General features: G+C 45.1%; 15 protein-coding genes. 4 read left to right on the forward strand and 11 right to left on the reverse strand.

The features are described from left to right. Positions 1–7 precede the first annotated feature (7 nt). The 5 genes from GLO7428_RS20790 to GLO7428_RS20810 form a co-directional block, all read right to left on the reverse strand. On the reverse strand, positions 8–856 hold the full coding sequence (locus GLO7428_RS20790; RefSeq protein ID WP_015190556.1) for an ABC transporter permease: 849 nt from the start codon (positions 854–856) through the stop codon (positions 8–10). Position 857: 1 nt separating this feature from the next. After that, a complete protein-coding gene (locus tag GLO7428_RS20795; protein WP_081588084.1) occupies positions 858–1,940 on the reverse strand; it encodes an extracellular solute-binding protein in 1,083 nt (360 codons plus the stop codon). A 196-nt stretch (positions 1,941–2,136) separates the two neighbouring features. Then, positions 2,137–3,237: an extracellular solute-binding protein gene (locus tag GLO7428_RS20800; RefSeq protein ID WP_015190558.1), complete on the reverse strand. Its 1,101-nt coding sequence runs from the start codon at positions 3,235–3,237 to the stop codon at positions 2,137–2,139. Further along, positions 3,234–4,322 carry an extracellular solute-binding protein gene (locus GLO7428_RS20805; RefSeq protein ID WP_015190559.1) on the reverse strand — a complete coding sequence of 363 codons (1,089 nt, stop codon included), beginning with the start codon at positions 4,320–4,322 and terminating at the stop codon, positions 3,234–3,236. The genes GLO7428_RS20800 and GLO7428_RS20805 overlap by 4 nt, the downstream gene beginning before the upstream one ends. A 59-nt stretch (positions 4,323–4,381) precedes the next feature. After that, positions 4,382–5,527, reverse strand: a complete 1,146-nt coding sequence (locus tag GLO7428_RS20810) for an ABC transporter ATP-binding protein (protein ID WP_015190560.1) — start codon at positions 5,525–5,527, stop codon at positions 4,382–4,384. Positions 5,528–5,722: 195 nt separating this feature from the next. Between GLO7428_RS20810 and GLO7428_RS20815 the strand changes: the two genes are divergently transcribed. The 3 genes from GLO7428_RS20815 to GLO7428_RS28035 are packed head-to-tail and all read left to right on the forward strand — an operon-like array spanning position 5,723 to position 8,661. After that, a complete protein-coding gene (locus GLO7428_RS20815) occupies positions 5,723–6,937 on the forward strand; it encodes an ABC transporter substrate-binding protein (RefSeq protein ID WP_015190561.1) in 1,215 nt (404 codons plus the stop codon). 3 nt (positions 6,938–6,940) lie between these two features. Continuing rightward, a complete protein-coding gene (locus GLO7428_RS20820) occupies positions 6,941–8,488 on the forward strand; it encodes an amidohydrolase family protein (protein ID WP_015190562.1) in 1,548 nt (515 codons plus the stop codon). 8 nt (positions 8,489–8,496) lie between these two features. Next, a complete protein-coding gene (locus tag GLO7428_RS28035; protein WP_155823822.1) occupies positions 8,497–8,661 on the forward strand; it encodes a hypothetical protein in 165 nt (54 codons plus the stop codon). A gap of 1,082 nt (positions 8,662–9,743) precedes the next feature. Here the strand turns inward: GLO7428_RS28035 and GLO7428_RS20825 are convergent. Further along, positions 9,744–10,274 (reverse strand): hypothetical protein, encoded by a 531-nt coding sequence (locus GLO7428_RS20825; protein WP_015190563.1) that lies wholly within the window; start codon positions 10,272–10,274, stop codon positions 9,744–9,746. A gap of 316 nt (positions 10,275–10,590) precedes the next feature. On the opposite strand from GLO7428_RS20825, the gene arfB reads away from it, so the two are divergent. After that, positions 10,591–11,004, forward strand: a complete 414-nt coding sequence (arfB, locus tag GLO7428_RS20830) for an alternative ribosome rescue aminoacyl-tRNA hydrolase ArfB (protein ID WP_015190564.1) — start codon at positions 10,591–10,593, stop codon at positions 11,002–11,004. 160 nt (positions 11,005–11,164) lie between these two features. Here arfB and GLO7428_RS20835 read toward each other — a convergent pair whose 3' ends face one another. The 5 genes from GLO7428_RS20835 to GLO7428_RS20855 all read right to left on the reverse strand — a co-directional run bounded on the left by GLO7428_RS20835 (position 11,165) and on the right by GLO7428_RS20855 (position 17,035). Continuing rightward, complete coding sequence (locus GLO7428_RS20835) at positions 11,165–12,658, reverse strand: mannitol dehydrogenase family protein (protein ID WP_015190565.1); 1,494 nt, start codon at positions 12,656–12,658, stop codon at positions 11,165–11,167. 4 nt (positions 12,659–12,662) lie between these two features. Further along, the gene (locus GLO7428_RS20840) at positions 12,663–13,772 is read right to left on the reverse strand and encodes an ABC transporter ATP-binding protein (protein WP_015190566.1); all 1,110 of its coding nucleotides are present in this window, start codon (positions 13,770–13,772) and stop codon (positions 12,663–12,665) included. Between the two features lie 150 nt (positions 13,773–13,922). Further along, positions 13,923–14,744, reverse strand: coding sequence for a carbohydrate ABC transporter permease (locus GLO7428_RS20845; RefSeq protein ID WP_015190567.1), 822 nt, complete (start codon positions 14,742–14,744; stop codon positions 13,923–13,925). Between the two features lie 3 nt (positions 14,745–14,747). After that, positions 14,748–15,665: a carbohydrate ABC transporter permease gene (locus GLO7428_RS20850; protein WP_015190568.1), complete on the reverse strand. Its 918-nt coding sequence runs from the start codon at positions 15,663–15,665 to the stop codon at positions 14,748–14,750. 23 nt (positions 15,666–15,688) lie between these two features. Beyond that, complete coding sequence (locus tag GLO7428_RS20855; protein ID WP_015190569.1) at positions 15,689–17,035, reverse strand: sugar ABC transporter substrate-binding protein; 1,347 nt, start codon at positions 17,033–17,035, stop codon at positions 15,689–15,691. Positions 17,036–17,080 lie beyond the last annotated feature (45 nt).

Here is a 17,080-nt window from a genome sequence, read left to right on the forward strand (position 1 = left end):
TTAACTCCTAGCGAACGTAATCACGACTTTTCTGACCCAAACTACTGAGTCCAAAGACAACGATTAAAACCATGACAAGTAAAATTGCAGAGATGGTTGCCGCAAACGAGCGGTTTAAAAGCACAACACCTTGCTGATAAATCAGCGTCGGCATATACATGATTTGCCCGCCACCGATAATTGAGGGAGTCACGAAAGAACTGACTGTAATGGCAAACACAAGCAAGCAACCGGAAATGATTCCAGGTAATGTCAGCGGAAAGATAATTTTCCAAAATGTTCGCCAAGCACCACCGCCTAAACTTGCTGATGCTGCCGCAAGTCGCGGATCGATTTGTGCTAGCGATGCAACGATGGGCAAAATCATTAAAGGTAGCTGAATTTGCGTCATCGCGATCGCGACTCCTTGATGCGTAAACAGTAACCTAATGGGTTCTTCGATAAACCCCACACCTTGCAGCAGCGAATTGACGAGTCCTTGTCTTCCTAAAATGACAACCCAGCCGAAAGTCCGTACCACCGAACTTGTAAGCAGCGGTAACAGAATCAAAAATGTCAAAAGTCCCTTCCACTTTGCGGGTGCATTCGCATAAATATACGCGACAGGATAGCCAAACAATAAGCAACTCAGTGTGACTTGCACTCCTAACCAAAACGTATCGAGTAGAACTTTACGATTTACAGCATCTTGGAAGAATTGCCAGTACTGCGCCAAAGTAAAGCTAGGGACATCAGGTGCTGTTTGAAAGCTTGATGCCAGCAAAACAGCTAAAGGCGCAACGTAGAATAAGTGTAAGAAAATAGCGAGTGGTAGTGCTAGCTGCCATTCTCGCGGGGCAAATAACTTCGCGGTCATGTTAAATTTTTACCTCTCGATCAAAACGCTCAATCCAAGCTGAACGATTAGGGTTAATCGCTTGCCAATCTGGAATAAAAACTACTTCATCTAAGCGATCGCTCGGACTTTTCCCCAGCTTTTGCGCGAGTTCTTCTGGAATCGGCGCGTCTTGGTGCGTGGGAACAAAGTTATAAGGTGGCTGCGCCACCGCACTTTGCACTTCTAACGAAAGTGCTGTATCAATGTAAGCTGCTGCAAGTTCTGTCGCGCCTGAGTTTTTGACAATTTGCAAGGAGGAACTCGATGAAGCTAGTTCTTCGGTAGGAGCAACCCACTCAACACTGGCTCCTTTGCCGCGAATGCCGCTAATATAGTCGAACCAATGCGGCGCGATATCGATTTCACCCTGTTGTAAAAGTGTTGCTAAACTTCCAGGATTGGGAGCAACCGCAGCCAGATTCGGACGAAGTTGCGCTAACTTGCGAAATGCACCTTCCGCATCATTTTCACTTCCTCCCTCTAACCGCGCCAGTTCGACAAAAAACGTCGTTCCCAACCCGCTTTCTAACGAAGGAATCCCGACGCGATCGCGATACTCTGAATTCCATAGTTCTAATAGCGATCGCGGTGGATTTTTAATTCGTTCGGGATTATAAGCAATTCCCAAAACTTGCGACGCTACCATCGGCGCTAATGCTTGATTGCGATACTGCGGCAAAATATTGGCATAATTTTGACTCGTCGCTTGCGGAAATTCTTGCAGAACGCCTTCGGCATTTGCCATAAACATTGGTCCTTCAGGAATTAAAATGACGTCATACGGCGGTTGCTGACGCGCTGCAATCACTTTGGCAACGGCTTCTAAACCTGGTTCGGAAATCACTCGCACGTTAACGTTATGCGCTTTTGTAAATGAACTTGCAAGTTCGCGACGATGCCCTTCTTCCCAGGAACCACCATAGGTTGTCACAATTAATTCGCTTGTACTTGATACCGAATTTGACGCATTTTGACAGCCCTTTAATATCAAACTAGAACCAATAAAAAGTCCTGCACCAAGCACAGTGCGGCGAGTCATTTTAGTGGTTAGTACGTGAGACATGGTGTTTTTAGTAAATAGAAACAGAGAAAGAAGCAGGGGAGCAGAGGAAGCAGGGGAGATTAGAGTATTTAATTATTGTTGTTAGTATGCATAGACGAACTTTACTTTTATCGGTTTATACAACGCTGAGTTGGTGAGTCCACGTAGGTGGACAGGGTTTTTCAGCCGCGACAGGAGTCGCTAGGCTATCTTCACGTCAAACTTGCACTTCGCGATCAAACCGCTCAATCCAAGCCGTACGCTGTTTATTAATGGCGTTCCAATCAAGGAGTACCAATTTATCTAAAACTTCTTCTGAGTTATTCCCTAGCTTTTGTGCCAACACACCTGATAAGACAACATTGCGATTAGAAGGTAAAAAGTAATAAGGCTCCGATGCCATCGCAGTTTGCACGTCAACACTCAGCGCAGTATCAATAAACGCCGCCGCTAGTTCTGGATCGACACTTGTATTTCTGACGATCTGCTGCGCGGGACGCAAGGCGATTCCGCCTTCTTGAGGCATTACCCAATCAACATTGACACCACGCGATCGCAGCGCCACAACATTATTCAAATCGTGTGGTGCTAAATCAATTTCCTCTTGCTGAAAAAGTGTCGCTAAAGCTCCTGCATTTGCAGCAATTCCTGTTAAATTTGGTTTTAAATCTTGAAGTGCGGCAAACGCTGGCTCAATATTTGTTTCATCTCCGCCGCGCATTTTCGCAATTTGTACCATCAAAGAAGTTCCTTGAGTCGTTTGCATTCCTTGCATCGATACGCGATTGCGATACTTGGAATCCCACAGATCTTCCCAAGACGTCGGCGGCGTTGCCACTGTTTTAGGATTATAGGCAATACCCATAACTTGAACGCCTGTTGTTGGTGCCCAACCAGCAGGATTTTGCAACTCTGGTAAGACATCGGCGTAATTTTGAATTAAATTAACATCAGGCTTGACAAATAACTGCTCTTGTGGGGCAGCATTAAACGGTCCTTCATCAAGTAAAACAATATCAAACGGCGGATTATTAGGCGATGCAGTGAGTTGCGCGACTTGCTCTAGCGACACCATTGGCACTAAGCTAACCTCGCCTCCATGCGCTTTGGTGAAAGCCGGAATCAGAACATTGCGATAAAACTGTTCCCAGCTACCCGCGAAGCACGTAGCAATAATTCTCCCACCTGTATTACTGTCACTCGTTGCCGTTGTTCCACCACAAGCTTTCAGAACGAGACTTGTCCCTGCAAATAAACTTGTTCCTAGCATGGCTCGACGACTCATGACGAGCATTCGGCGGTTCAGCATAGTTTTCATACCGTGATTTCTCGGTTAAAACGCTCAATCCATTGCGATCGCTGTTGAGAGATCGTTGCCCAATCTTGATAGATAAACTTTTCGTACTCGTCAAAATCGGTAGCAATCTTTTCAGCAAGCACACCCTGAAGTGGCGCATTTTTGTTGACTGGAGCAACATAGTACGGCGCTTGTGCCATCGCAGTTTGCACTTCGGTACTCAAAGCCGTATCAATATAAGCGGTTGCCAATTCCACGCTTGATGTGGGATTTTTCACAACGTGCATCGACGCACCAAACGCATAACTTCCTTCGCGAGGAATCACCCATTCCACATCAACGCCTTTATCTTGCAATACGGCAATGCTGCTAAGATTGTGCGGCGCAATATCAACTTCCCCTTGCTGAAACAGCGTTGATAAAGCACCTGGATTGGCGGCGACGGCGGCTAAATTGGGTAACAACTCTTGCACCGCTTGAAAGGCTGGTTCAATATTTGTTTCACTTCCGCCATTCATTTTGGCAATCTCGACCATCCAACCTGTCCCCAGGCTACTATTCATATTGGGAATTCCAACACGACCTCGATACTGTGACAACCACAAGTCTTTCCACGAAGCTGGTGGAGTTGTAATTTTCTTTGGGTTATAGGCAATTCCCACAAACTGTAGTCCGACAATTGGTTCCCAGTTGCCAGTATCTGTCCCTTGATAGCGTGGTAGAACGTCTGCAAAGTACTGACTTAAATTTGCAGGAAACGGTTGTAGAATGTCTTGTTTAGGTGCAGTAATTAACGGATCTGGATCGAGCATTGCGGTATCAAACGGCGGATTTATTGCTGATGCTTGCAAACGCGCAACCTGATCGACGGCTAAAAGAGGAACTAACGTCACGTCGGCTCCTCTTGCTTTCTTAAAAGGTGTTACTAAAATACTCCGGTGGGCATCTTCCCAGTTACCAGGATAAGTTGCGGCGACTAAACTTCCTGCGGGCGATGAATCACTGCTTCCCTGTGATTGAGCGCTACACGAGCCTAATCCTGTCATCGCCATACCTGTCATAAAACTTGCGCCTAGAAATGTGCGGCGCTTCATGCGATGATTCATATATTTAATTCGGTTGAATAACCAGGCGATCGTTAGTTACTGAGAATATGTCATTCCGCTCAACTTACTGCGGGAAACAATGCACAAGCTTGCGGCGATGCAAGTTCCAGATAAATTTGCTGTCCTTGTTGCAGCGGACGCGATCCTGGAAGGCGCGGTTGTGTCACCTTAACTTTCGTGTTCGGTGCGATTTGCACTTCGTACGCCATCACAGCCCCTAAAGGTAAACACATTTCTACAATGGTTGGTAGAGAATGCGTAGTAGGTTGCGTTTGAATCCGCAAGTTTTCCGGTCGAACAGCAAGCAAGACATCGTTATGCGATTGCAATGTATCGTGATTTGCAACTCGTAGTTTTCCGCCGCCTGGAACTTCTACTAGGCAATCTAAAGTATCGCGTTCGACAAGTTTACCTGGTAGAAGGTTACACGTACCAACAAAGGTGCTAACAAACAGTGTGGCAGGTTGGTCGTAGATTTGACTTGGAGTATCGAATTGATGAATTGTTCCCTGCGACATGACTGCAATGCGATCCGACATACTCATTGCTTCTTCTTGGTCGTGAGTCACTAGAATCGCTGTAATTCCTTGTTCGCTTAATAGGCGGCGAATTTCAATTTGCATATCGAGGCGCAGATTTTTATCTAACGCGCTGAAAGGCTCATCTAAAAGCATGAGTTTCGGTTCTACGGCTAAAGCACGCGCGATCGCAACTCGCTGTTGTTGTCCGCCAGATAATTCACTCGGATAACGCTTGGCAAGATGACTTAGTTGCACAAGTTCGAGCATCTCGCCAACTTTATTAGCAACTCTACCACGCGGCACTCGGTTAGCACGCAATCCATACGCCACGTTGTCCCAAACCGTCATGTGGGGAAACAAGGCGTAGTTTTGAAAGACAATTCCTACACCCCGCTGCTTGGGTGAAAGTGCGCCTACCGATTGACCATCGATCAGAATTCTGCCAGAAGTTGGTTTGAGAAAGCCAGAGATAATTCGCAGTAGCGTTGTTTTACCGCAACCACTTGGACCAAGCAGCGAGACAAATTCACCTGGTTGAATATTCAGATGAATATCTTGCAGCGCCACCATGTCTCCAAAACGATGCACGATCTCCTCAAGCGCTAAGCTATGACCAGAGTAATCTTCGCTAGCTCGAACTGGAACAGGGCTGGTAACTAAGTCAATATGCTTCACCGATTCCATGTGTTTGTACTTAAGTAGGGTTTATATCAGCGTCGCAATATAATTTGCAATAATTCGACATCTTACTTTGTGCTGATTTTGTGGACGTTTAAAAGAGATATTAAACTAATGATTGACTAGGATACTGTATACAAAAAAGCATGATGTATCACAGATAACAAAATTTTCAGCGTTATTGAGCGATAAACAAATTGCGTGCAGCGTACAGCAATAACGAAGTGTGAATGTCAACCGTTGCGATCGCAAATTGACTCTGAACAAATCATTACTAACTTTCCTGCTGCCAAGCTGTATCTTCATGCTTACTTTGAATCGCTCAGCAAACGACTTATGTCTGATTTAATCCGGATGTCGCGTCGCGCTTTTTTGGGGGCTGGACTTTTTGCAGGAACAAGCTTACTGCTCAAAGGTTGTGGTGGGAATGAAGCATCGCAAGGCAATGGTGGTAGACTTGTTGCCGCAACTTTTACCGGAAGTTGGGAAGAAGCACATCGCACGATTTTAGTGCCTTACTTTGCCCAAAAAATCGGAGCTACAGTTAACTTAGTACCACAATTAGCGATTGACCAAGTTGCACAACTCACAGCATCAGCCAATAGCCCTCCGTATGATGTGACGCTTTTAGATGAAGGACCATTTCGCAATGCTCCAGTAGAGCAAATTTTACAACCGTTTCCCGTTGACCTCAGTGAAAACTTTCAAGATCTGTTACCGCAGTATCAAACAAAAGCGGATCAATGGGGACCTACTATAGCTGTTCAAGCAATTGGTATTGGTTATAATACTGAACGCATTTCCACACCACCGACATCGTGGGAAGATTTATGGAAGCCAGAATATGCAGGTCGTCTTGGGCTTGTGAGTATGCAAAGTACGGTGGGAACGGCTTTTATGGTACAACTTGCGCGGATGCGCGGCGGTGGTGAAAACAATATTGAACCTGCTTTTGAGGCAATTCGTGAAATTTTACCCAACGTCGCAGCGGTTGCGTCTAATCCTGGTGCGCTTTCGGTTTTGTTTCAACAAGGTGAAATTGATATCGCCCCGCATTATTTAAATAATATGGCTCCGCTCACAGCCGCAGGAACTCCAGTCGATTGGGTTGTGCCGCAAGAAGGCGCATTACTGATTAGCCCATCAATGCACGTTGTCAGGAATCCCAGAGAGCGCGAACTCGCTGCTGCATATATTGATGCCGCAATTAGCCCTGAGGTGCAAACACAAATGGCTTCAGCACCTTATTATTTTGTACCAACGAATAGCAAAGCTCAAATTTCCGGTTTCATTGCCGAAAGACTAGGTAATACAACCGAGGCGGTTGTTGATAAGCTTATTCCTCTCGATTGGCAAACAATTAGTAAAAACTTGCCAACATGGATTGAACGCTTCAACCGTGAAGTTGTGGTTTAACAAATGAGCATTTCGGCAAAAACGGATAAGTTGCTCGTCAAAAATGCTTTGGTGCTAGCATCAGGGGATGCCTTGGCGCGATCGCATACAGATATTTTGATTGATAAGGGGACAATTGTCGCAGTTGCTGCGAATTTAGCGATTCCTCCAGGCTATACCGTCATTGATGCAACAGGGCTATTGGTAACTCCTGGGTGGATTAATGGACACTTTCATTCGCACGAACATTTTCATAAAGGACGATTTGACAACTTACCGCTTGAGTTGTGGATGCACTTTGTCCGCCCGCCAGTTGCACCGCCACCGCTAACGCCAGAGCAAGTATATCTGCGCACGATGATCGGCGCGATCGAAGCGATTCGCACAGGGGCAACGTTTGTTGTTGATGATGTCAATCATGCTCCCCATTTTTCTATGGAGTGTATTGATGCGGTTTTTCAAGCTTATGAAGATATTGGATTACGTGCATTAGTGAGCGTGAGCCTTTACGATTTACCGTTTTACCGTGCAGTACCTTTCTTTGATGAAGAAATGCCAGTTCATCTGCGCGAACAACTCGATCGCCAAGCATTACCCGATCGCGATCGCCTCTTAACTATTGCACAACATCTCGCACAAACGCGCCACCCAAATCAACATCGCGTCGGATATATCGTTGCACCCTCAGCACCGCAGCGTTGTAGTAAATCTTTCCTGGTTGAGCTTGAGAAACTCGCAAAAGCATACAATCTGCCTGTAATGCTGCATTTACTCGAAACGCGTTTACAAGCGGTTACAGGTCAATTATTTTACCAGCGTTCGATGACCGAGTATTTAGCCGATTTGGGTTTTTTAAGCGATCGCGTTGCTTTGCAACATTGTGTTTGGCTGACACCGCATGATGTAGAACTTATTGCTGAATCGGGAGCGAGTGTTATTTACAATCCACTATCTAACCTCAAACTTGGTAGCGGTAGAATGGCGGTGCGGGCAATTCAAGCCGCAGGAGTCAACATTGCGCTTGCGAGTGATGGCTGTGGATCGCGAGATAGTCTGAATATGCTTTCTGTTGTACAGGCGGCAGCGATGCTCAACAAATCACCGACAATTGCTCCAGAACACTGGATTTCTGCCGAAGAAGTCTTTGAGTTTGCAACAATAGGTGGGGCTAAAGCCTTTGGCGTTGAGCAACTTGGAAAAATTGCCCCTGGCTACAAAGCTGATTTTGTCGGCTACCGACTCGATGCGCTATCTTTTGTACCGTTGAATCATCCATTACGGCAACTCGTGTATGCAGAAACAGGTGCTGCTGTTGATTTAGTTGTCGTCGATGGCGTTGCTGTTATGCGCGACGGTAAGCTAACTCAAGTTAACGAGCAAGCTTTAATTGAAGCAATCTGCAAAGTACATCATCAGATTTTACCTGCAATCCAAGCCTCTGAAGCAACGGTACAAACTTTTTTACCCTACTACCGTCGAATTTACGATCGCTGCTTATCCCAAACCGTCGATCCAGCAATTCTCACTCCTGATAATCAATCCTCTCCTATCGACATGTATCGTACTGAATAAGTCTTGTTATGTTCCTTGGACTGCGATTCTATGAATTCGAGGAGGTTGAAGTTGTAGAGGCAACGATCGCACCAATTATCCCTGCATTGACTGCGGTTTGTACGCTGATAACCGTATCAGAAACTGCCTTACCCATTTGTTTGGGCGATCGCACTGACAGCGTATACCGCTGAGTTTGACCAATAACAAGCGTTGCAAGCTGGTTTTCAGCGACATCTTACCAAACCAATCGAACCTGAGGCACTAGTTAAAGAGGAAGCAGAGGGGCAGAGGAGAAATGATTTGTAGTTTTTATTGGGTGAAATGGTCTTACCCGTAAAAATCTTGTTTTAGTGTACGAAGGTACACTTTGCTTGGATAGCCATGAAGGAAGTCGGAGGGCGTCTGTGATTCATGCAGGAGGTTTATTGATTCAGCAATCTGGAGATCAGAGTTAAAAGTTATGTTCTGAACATTTCAGCATTATTCTGATTTGTGGGTGAGGCAAACTCTTAAGTTATTTTGAGTAGCAAGCGCACCTCCAGGGAAGCAACTAGAGAATCTCAATTTTACCTGAAAATATTCTGAATAATTACATAACTCATTGCATAATTCTCCCTTGTTAGACCGATATATGTATAGGCGTTATAATCGCCTTGCTTCTCTAAACTCTATACTGAACTCAATATGTACAACCAAAGCCCTGGTGTTATGCTAGGGCTTTATAATTTTGCTAGTTTTCAAATAAAGTGACAACAACCGCTTTCACAGGTAACGCCCTTGATTCTCTGGCACTCGCTGACTCATAATCCCCTGTTAAGAAAGCGATCGCTATTGTTAGTAATCAGCTAATTCCAAAATACCAAGCAATTGTACTTTTAATCTGAACAGCTTTTGCTACACTATTGAGACTATTATCAACCATCCAGTGGTGGCGAACTCTCATTTTTTATACCCCAAACTTTCCAGCAGCGTTCTCATCAAAATACATTTTGTTTTCCAACAGTTTTGTAGTTCTTAGTACACTGTGCCAGCTAACGAAAATGACAACTTGTATTACGTGCCTGGGAAAATGAGAGATGATTACCAAAAGTAAATGCTATTTTATTAAGCAATGCAGACATAACAAGCTGCTTAACGAATGTCTGCCTGGACTGTTAGTCACCCTTTAGTTATTTTTCTTTCGAGTACCAATCTTTTATGGATGTTAATGAATAAAGGATGATAGATCTTTAGCCCAAAGCAGACAATCTAAATATTTTCTTCTCAAAAAGTCTCAATCAAATTTATAAATTGTATAACTCCTAATGCCAGATCTTAATCCACCCGATTGACCTGGAATAGAACATTGCAAGTAAGCATAGTTTTCATACGAACCAATATCAAAAATTGAGCCGACTGTACTTAGGGTGGAAATACCTGTACCACTTGAGTTCCTAACGACGCTATTATTACATGAAGTTCCATCAGCACTGCAAGATCTGACATAGCAGGAAATATTAGCATTTGGATTTCTATCATCAACAGCTACCCACCAATATGCACGATCAACATAGTTAAAAGTATCTGCTACCGAAAGGTAAGTATTAAATACAGGACATACAAAAGTATTGGCTCCAGCAGCAGTATTGTAAGCATTGCCACCAGAGTAAATAATCTCTGGAGTTGTATCGCTTAACTCAACGCATTCGGTGCCTGGATGCGTTGTAATTAAAAGTCCTGCGTGCGCTGGTGATGCTAATAACATTGGCGAAACAACAAGACTAGTTGTCACAACCAGTGACATCGATTTGATGATACTATTCATAGTAATTTCTCCTCTGCTGGATGATGTTTCATCCAAGCATTATTTGAATAATAGCTGTAGTTTAAGCTATTAATTCTTACTCCAAATGAGATTTTGTGTTTACGTAAGAAACGACCTTTTTGTATAAAATCTTTATATAATTAATTCTGCAACAAATACGTGCCGAAAACATTAGTTTTTGGTATTTTCGTTTGGTAGTTTACTAGCCAATTAGTATGTATGGCTCAAAAATTTAGCATTATTGTTCTCGTCCTTTGATGAATCGTGCTAACTTGCTTAGGGGAGGATACAGTAAGATAAACTGCTAACTAGAACTATGCTTCAGGTTTCTAAAACAGTTGCCATTCCCGATCGCGAAATTGAAATCAGCGCGGTTCGTTCTCAAGGATCGGGCGGTCAAAATGTCAACAAAGTAGCGACAGCGATTCATCTGCGCTTTGATATCTTAGCTTCCTCGTTACCTGATATTTATAAAGAGCGGCTATTGAAACTCAACGATCAACGCATCACTAAAGAAGGCGTAATTGTCATTAAAGCCCAAGAACACCGCAGCCAAGAGCAAAATCGCGAGGAAGCATTGAAGCGCTTACAAGAGTTGATTCAAAGCGTGACAATTGTACCTAAAAAGCGCAAACCAACTAAGCCATCGTATCTTTCTCAGCAAAAGCGCCTCGATAGTAAAATTAAGCGATCGCGCATTAAGGCAACTAGAAGAAAAGTGATTGAATAAAGTCAGGTGAAATCCAGTTGATTCGTGATGATAAAAATGATGGAGGGTGAGTAGTGGCTAGTGACTAGTATAGCCATAGTCAATAGAGTTAGGACATTATCGAAGCTCGTAGTGATGTCCCTGAGGAGAGTTTAACCCTGACCTCTGACCCCTGCTATAGTTAGCAAGATTTCAATAACTGCTGTAATGTTCCTTTAGCACCAAGCGTCCACAAGTTATTTAGCTGAGTACGAACTGCTTCGACGAAATGCGATGACTGCGATAAATCGCCAAAAATCTCTGATAGATTGAGCAACGGTTGCGGATCAGAACCACCACGACGGGCTTGTTGAGTTAGAATATCGGCGATCGGGTCATCAATTGCGATCGCTTTGCCTTGATCGTCTTGTGCATTCAAGTAGCGGAACCAAGCGGCAATGGTTAAACTTATGTAGTCGATCGCACCACCTTGTGCAAGTTTATCGCGGAGCGAACCTAGAATAAATTTTGGCACTTTTGCAGAACCGTTGAGGCAAAGACGCGGCAGTTGATCGCAAATTTTGGGATTCGCAAATCGTTCAACTAAAGTCTTTTTATAATCTCTCAAATCAATTCCTGGTAAAGGTTCGAGCGTAGGCGTCACCTCTTCCATCAAGTGAGCAACTGCTTGCAGAAATAACGGATCTGCCATGACTTCATGGACGTAGGTGTAACCTGCTAAAGAGCCAAGATAGCCAATTAACAAGTGACTTGCATTGAGTAGCCGAATCTTCATCATTTCGTAGGGATGAACATTATCCGTCATCTGTACGCCAACCGTTTCCCAATCGGGTCTACCACCACAGAAATCGTCTTCCACAACCCACTGAAGAAACGGTTCTGCCACAACGGGAAAAGCATCATCGATACCAAACTGTTTTGCTACCATTGCGATATCGGATGGAGTCGTCGCGGGAGTAATGCGATCGACCATGCAGTTAGGAAATGCGACGTGTTCAGTAACCCAACGACCTAATTGTGGATTTTGCAATTCGGCAAAACTCGTTAACATTTTACGAGCAATGTTGCCGTTACCTTGCAAGTTGTCACACGATAACACGGTAAATGGCGCTAAGCCTTGTTTACGGCGCTGATCGAGCGCAGCTGTTAAAAATCCATACACTCCAATCGGTTGATCAGGATGCTGCAAATCTTGCTGAATTGTGGGATGATTAGCATCAAATTCGCCGCTGCCTTCAATGTAGTAGTAACCGCCTTCGGTAATCGTCAGCGTTACAATTCGGCAGTTGGGATGTGCTAAAGCGTCAATGACAGCTTGTCGATTGTCTGGCGCGAAGAGATATTGTATCATAGAGCCGATAACACGCGCGCGATCGCCCTTTGACGATCGTTCAACAAGGGTGTACAAGCAATCTTGCGAATGCAGTGCATCGCGCATCCGGCGATCGTATTCCAGCAGCCCCACACCGCAGATTCCCCAGTCGTTTGTACGATTGAGATGTAGGTAGTCATCAAGGTACAACGCTTGATGCGCCCGATGAAATCCACCAACACCAATATGGACAATGCCATTCGTAACTTGTTGGCGATCGTAACTCGGTACGCGGACGTTAGCTAAACGAGATAAAGCGGCTTGATTCAGCTTGATAGCTGAACCGGTACTGATGTTGCTCATAACATTAATTAAGAGTTAGATGGTGACGACGGACTTTAGGAATTGCTTCACCTTGTTGGTTAAACAAGTGGCACAGATCGCCATTAATATGAATCGGTACGCGATCGTGTAACTGACTGGTATCATCTCCATCCGTTTGCACGATGAGAGTATCGCCATTGGCAATCTTGACGTAGAGATAAGTTTCACCGCCAAGTCGTTCAACAACCAGCACCTCGCCGTTTATTGTTGCTTGCGTTCGATCTAAGCGTAGATGTTCAGGACGAATTCCTAACGTGGCGCGATCGCCAACGGATAAGCTTCCAGGTTTGACAGGAATCGTCACACTCACATCATCAGGAAGTTTAACAGTCGTACCCGAATCATTAACACCTGCAACGGTCACTGATACGAAGTTCATCCGAGGTGAACCGATAAATCCAGCAACAAACAGATTGCGCGGATGATGGTACAGTTCGAGTGGTGAGCCTACTTGCTCGACAATACCGCCTTGCAACACGACAATTTTATTTGCCAGTGTCATTGCTTCAACTTGATCGTGCGTGACGTAAATCATCGTTGATTGCAAACTATCATGCAAACTTGCAAGTTCAATGCGCATCTGTACCCGTAACGCCGCATCAAGGTTCGAGAGTGGTTCATCAAACAAAAACACTTTAGGATTGCGAACGAGGGCGCGACCGATCGCGACCCGTTGGCGCTGTCCTCCCGATAGTTCTCGCGGCTTCCGGTTCAAAAGCGGCTCTAATTGTAAAATCCGCGCCACATCACGCGCGCGTTGCAGCCGTTGTACTTTGGGAACACCAGCAAGCCGCAGGCTAAACGCCATATTCTCCGCAACCGTCATATGCGGATACAAAGCATACGTTTGAAACACCATCGCCAAGCCCCGTTTATCCGGCGGTACATCATTCACTCGCTGACCATCAATCAGCAATTCACCAGCGGTGATTTCTTCAAGTCCAGCAATCATGCGGAGTAAAGTAGATTTGCCACAACCAGATGGACCGACGAAAACAACAAATTCGCGATCGCTAATATCCAGGTCGATACCTTTAATAACCTCACTATCCGCATACGTTTTGTGGATATTTTTTAAAGCAACTGTTGACATAAAAAGCTTCCGTTAATTTAGGGATCAGAGATCAGAGGTCGGAGGTCAGGGAGTTAAAAAAGCAGAGGAGGAATAGTGTTTTAGATAATTCAAAATTCAACACTAGCCACTAATCACTTCTAATTCACAACTTAAAACCTTAGTAAATGATTACTTCACTGCACCAAAAGTTAACCCTCGGACTAATTGCCGTTGACTCAACCAACCGAAGATGAGGATAGGAGCGATCGCCATTGTTGAGGCAGCGGAAAGTTTCGCCCAAAACAATCCTTGCGGACTCGAAAACGAAGCAATAAATGCCGTCAACGGCGCAGCATTTGCTGTGGTTAAATTCAGACTCCAGAAAGCTTCGTTCCACGACAAAATAATCGATAGTAGAGCCGTTGAAGCAATTCCAGGTAAGGCGAGAGGTAGTAACACGTGAACGAGTTCTTGTTGCGTCGTTGCACCGTCCATGCGATCGGCTTCTAAAATTTCTTTGGGAACTTCCTTAAAAAAGCTGTAGATCATCCAAACGACGATTGGTAAATTAATCAGCGTATAAATGACGATCAAGCCAATTCGAGTATCCAATAGCCCAAAGTTACGCGCCAAAATGTAGATTGGCACCAATACGCCAACCGGCGGTAGCATTTTGGTAGACAACATCCACAATAATGTTCCTTTGGTACGTTTTGTGGGAAAGAACGCCATCGCGTACGCCGCAGGTACTGCTAGTAGCAGCGCTAGTATAGTCGAACCCAGTGAAACGGCAACGCTATTAAACGCATAATTGAAATAATCCGCCCGCGCTTCGATTGCCACATAGTTTTCTAAAGTTGGCTGGAAAAACAACTGTGGAGGCGTTGCGACTGCCGCGACTTCCGTTTTAAAACTGGTAAGAAACATCCAGAAAATCGGGAAAAACAAGATGCAGGCGACAAGCCAGCCGAGTAATGTAAATAGCCAACGACGAGAAGTTTTACTTGCCATTGTTTAAGTATCCAAATTACGAGCAACACTACGCATCAAAAAGATCGCCACAATGTTGGCAAGAATCACGGCAATTAATCCCCCAGCAGAGGCACCGCCGACATCAAATTCCAACAAAGCTTTGAGGAAGATGTAATACGCCAAGTTAGTCGTCGCTAATCCAGGACCACCACCTGTGGTTACAAAAATTTCGGCGAAAATCGTGAGAAAGAAGATTGTCTCGATCATTGCCACAACAGCGATCGCACGGCTAAGATGCGGCAGCATGACAAACCGAAATAACGCCACAGGATTCGCGCCATCCATGCGGGCTGCTTCTAACTGTTCGCGATCGAGAGATTGAATTGCTGTAAGTAGAATCAGCAACGCAAACGGCAACCATTCCCAGGAGACAATAATAATGATTGCTAGCAAGGGAAAATCGGCAAACCAATCGATCGCACCCCATCCTAAACCTGTAGTAATCTGCGCAAACAGCCCATTAACTGGATGCATCAGCATATTTTTCCAAATCAGCGCACTTACCGTCGGCATCACAAAAAACGGTGAAATTGCCAGTACCCGCGCAACGCCTTGTCCAAAAAAGTCTTGGTCAAACAGTACCGCGAGTAAAGTTCCCAGCCCAATCGTGATTGCTAAGACTGCACCAACGAGAATCACTGTCGTGACAATCGAACTCCAAAAGCCTGGATCGGTCAAAATAAACGTGAAGTTTTCAATACCGATAAATTCACGTACATCAGGATTGAGTAAGTTATACCGCTGAAAAGCAAACCATACTGTCATTGCCAGCGGCACAATCATCCACAGCAACAAGGCAATCACCGAAGGAGCAACTAGCGGTAAGGTTGATACCTGTCGTTTGCGTTGCTTAATGCGTGGCGTTTCGTGGCGGGGCTTGACAACGAGTGTAGAAGACATAGCCTGAAGAAGTGATAATAGTTTTACTCGATATATCCGGTATGGCGCATAAAGCGTTCCGTCGATCGCTGCGATTGTTCTAATGCTTGCTCTACGCTGATGTTGTTAGTCAAAGCGGCTGCTATAGTTTGTCCCACTTGCGCGCCGATCGCTTGAAATTCTGGAATGTCAACGTATTGCACGCCTTTGTAAGGCGTTGGTTTGATCGCTGGACGCGTAATATCCGCCGATTCAATTGATCGCAGTACAATTTCTGTAAACGGTGCAGCTTGTTGGTAGTTGGGATTTTCGTAAGTTGATGTCCGCGTACCAGGTGGCACTGCAACCCAGCCATTCTCGTTCGCGACTAACTGGATATATTCTTTTGATGTTGCCCACGCAACGAACCTTTGTGCTGCTTCGGGTGATTCTGAGGTTTTAGGAACTGCGAGTGCCCAAGCCCACAGCCAATTTGAGCCATTCGGATATTCGGCGATCGGCGCGCGGGTAAAACCAACAGTGTCGGCGACTTGCGATTCTTTCGGATTCGATAACAATCCAGCGGCAACAGTAGCATCGATCCACATTCCGCATCTACCTGTTGAGAACAATGCTAGATTCTCGTTGAATCCATTGGAACTCGCGCCAGGTGGACCATAGTTGTTGAGTAAATTGATATAAAAGCTAACTGCGTTTTTCCATTCAGGAGTATTAATCGTGGGTTGCCACTCCATATCAAACCAACGTCCTCCGAAGGTGTTAACCAACGTTGAGAGAAATGCCATATTTTCTCCCCAACCAGGTTTACCGCGCAGGCAAATGCCGTAAACTCCATTCGCCGGATCGTGGACTTGGCTTGCCCATTGTTGAATTTGTGCATATGTCGGCTGTTCGGGTACGGCAATTCCTGCTTTTTCAAACAAGTCTTTGCGGTAATACAGCATCGAACTTTCACCGTAGAAGGGAACGGCATAAAGTTGACCTTCGTGGGAAAGTCCTTCGCGAATCGGTGTAAGTAAGTCGTTTACGTCGTAACTAGCAGGAAGTTGTAAGGGCGTTAGCCAATCGCGTCTAGCCCAAATCGGTGTTTCATACGAACCAATCGTTAAAACATCAAATTGTCCGCCTTGACTCGCAACGTCGGTGGTGGTGCGTTGGCGTAATATGTTTTCTTCTAGAACAACCCATCGCAGTTCAATATCAGGATTGGCTGCCTCGAAGTGGCGTGAAAGATCCTGCATAACCACCATGTCGCCATTATTAACGGTGGCGATCGTCAGTCGCGTTTTCTGTGCCGCTTGCGAACTTGGCGCACAGGCGTGTAGCAATTGCACTAGCATTACTCCTGCAAGGAATGCCGCTAGCACTTTAGCGAAGCGGGGAATACGCATCGCATGGCTCCTTTCATTGTTAACAAACGAATAAATTAAAATTTT

It is taken from the genome of Gloeocapsa sp. PCC 7428 (assembly GCF_000317555.1).
GTDB lineage: Bacteria > Cyanobacteriota > Cyanobacteriia > Cyanobacteriales > Chroococcidiopsidaceae > Chroogloeocystis.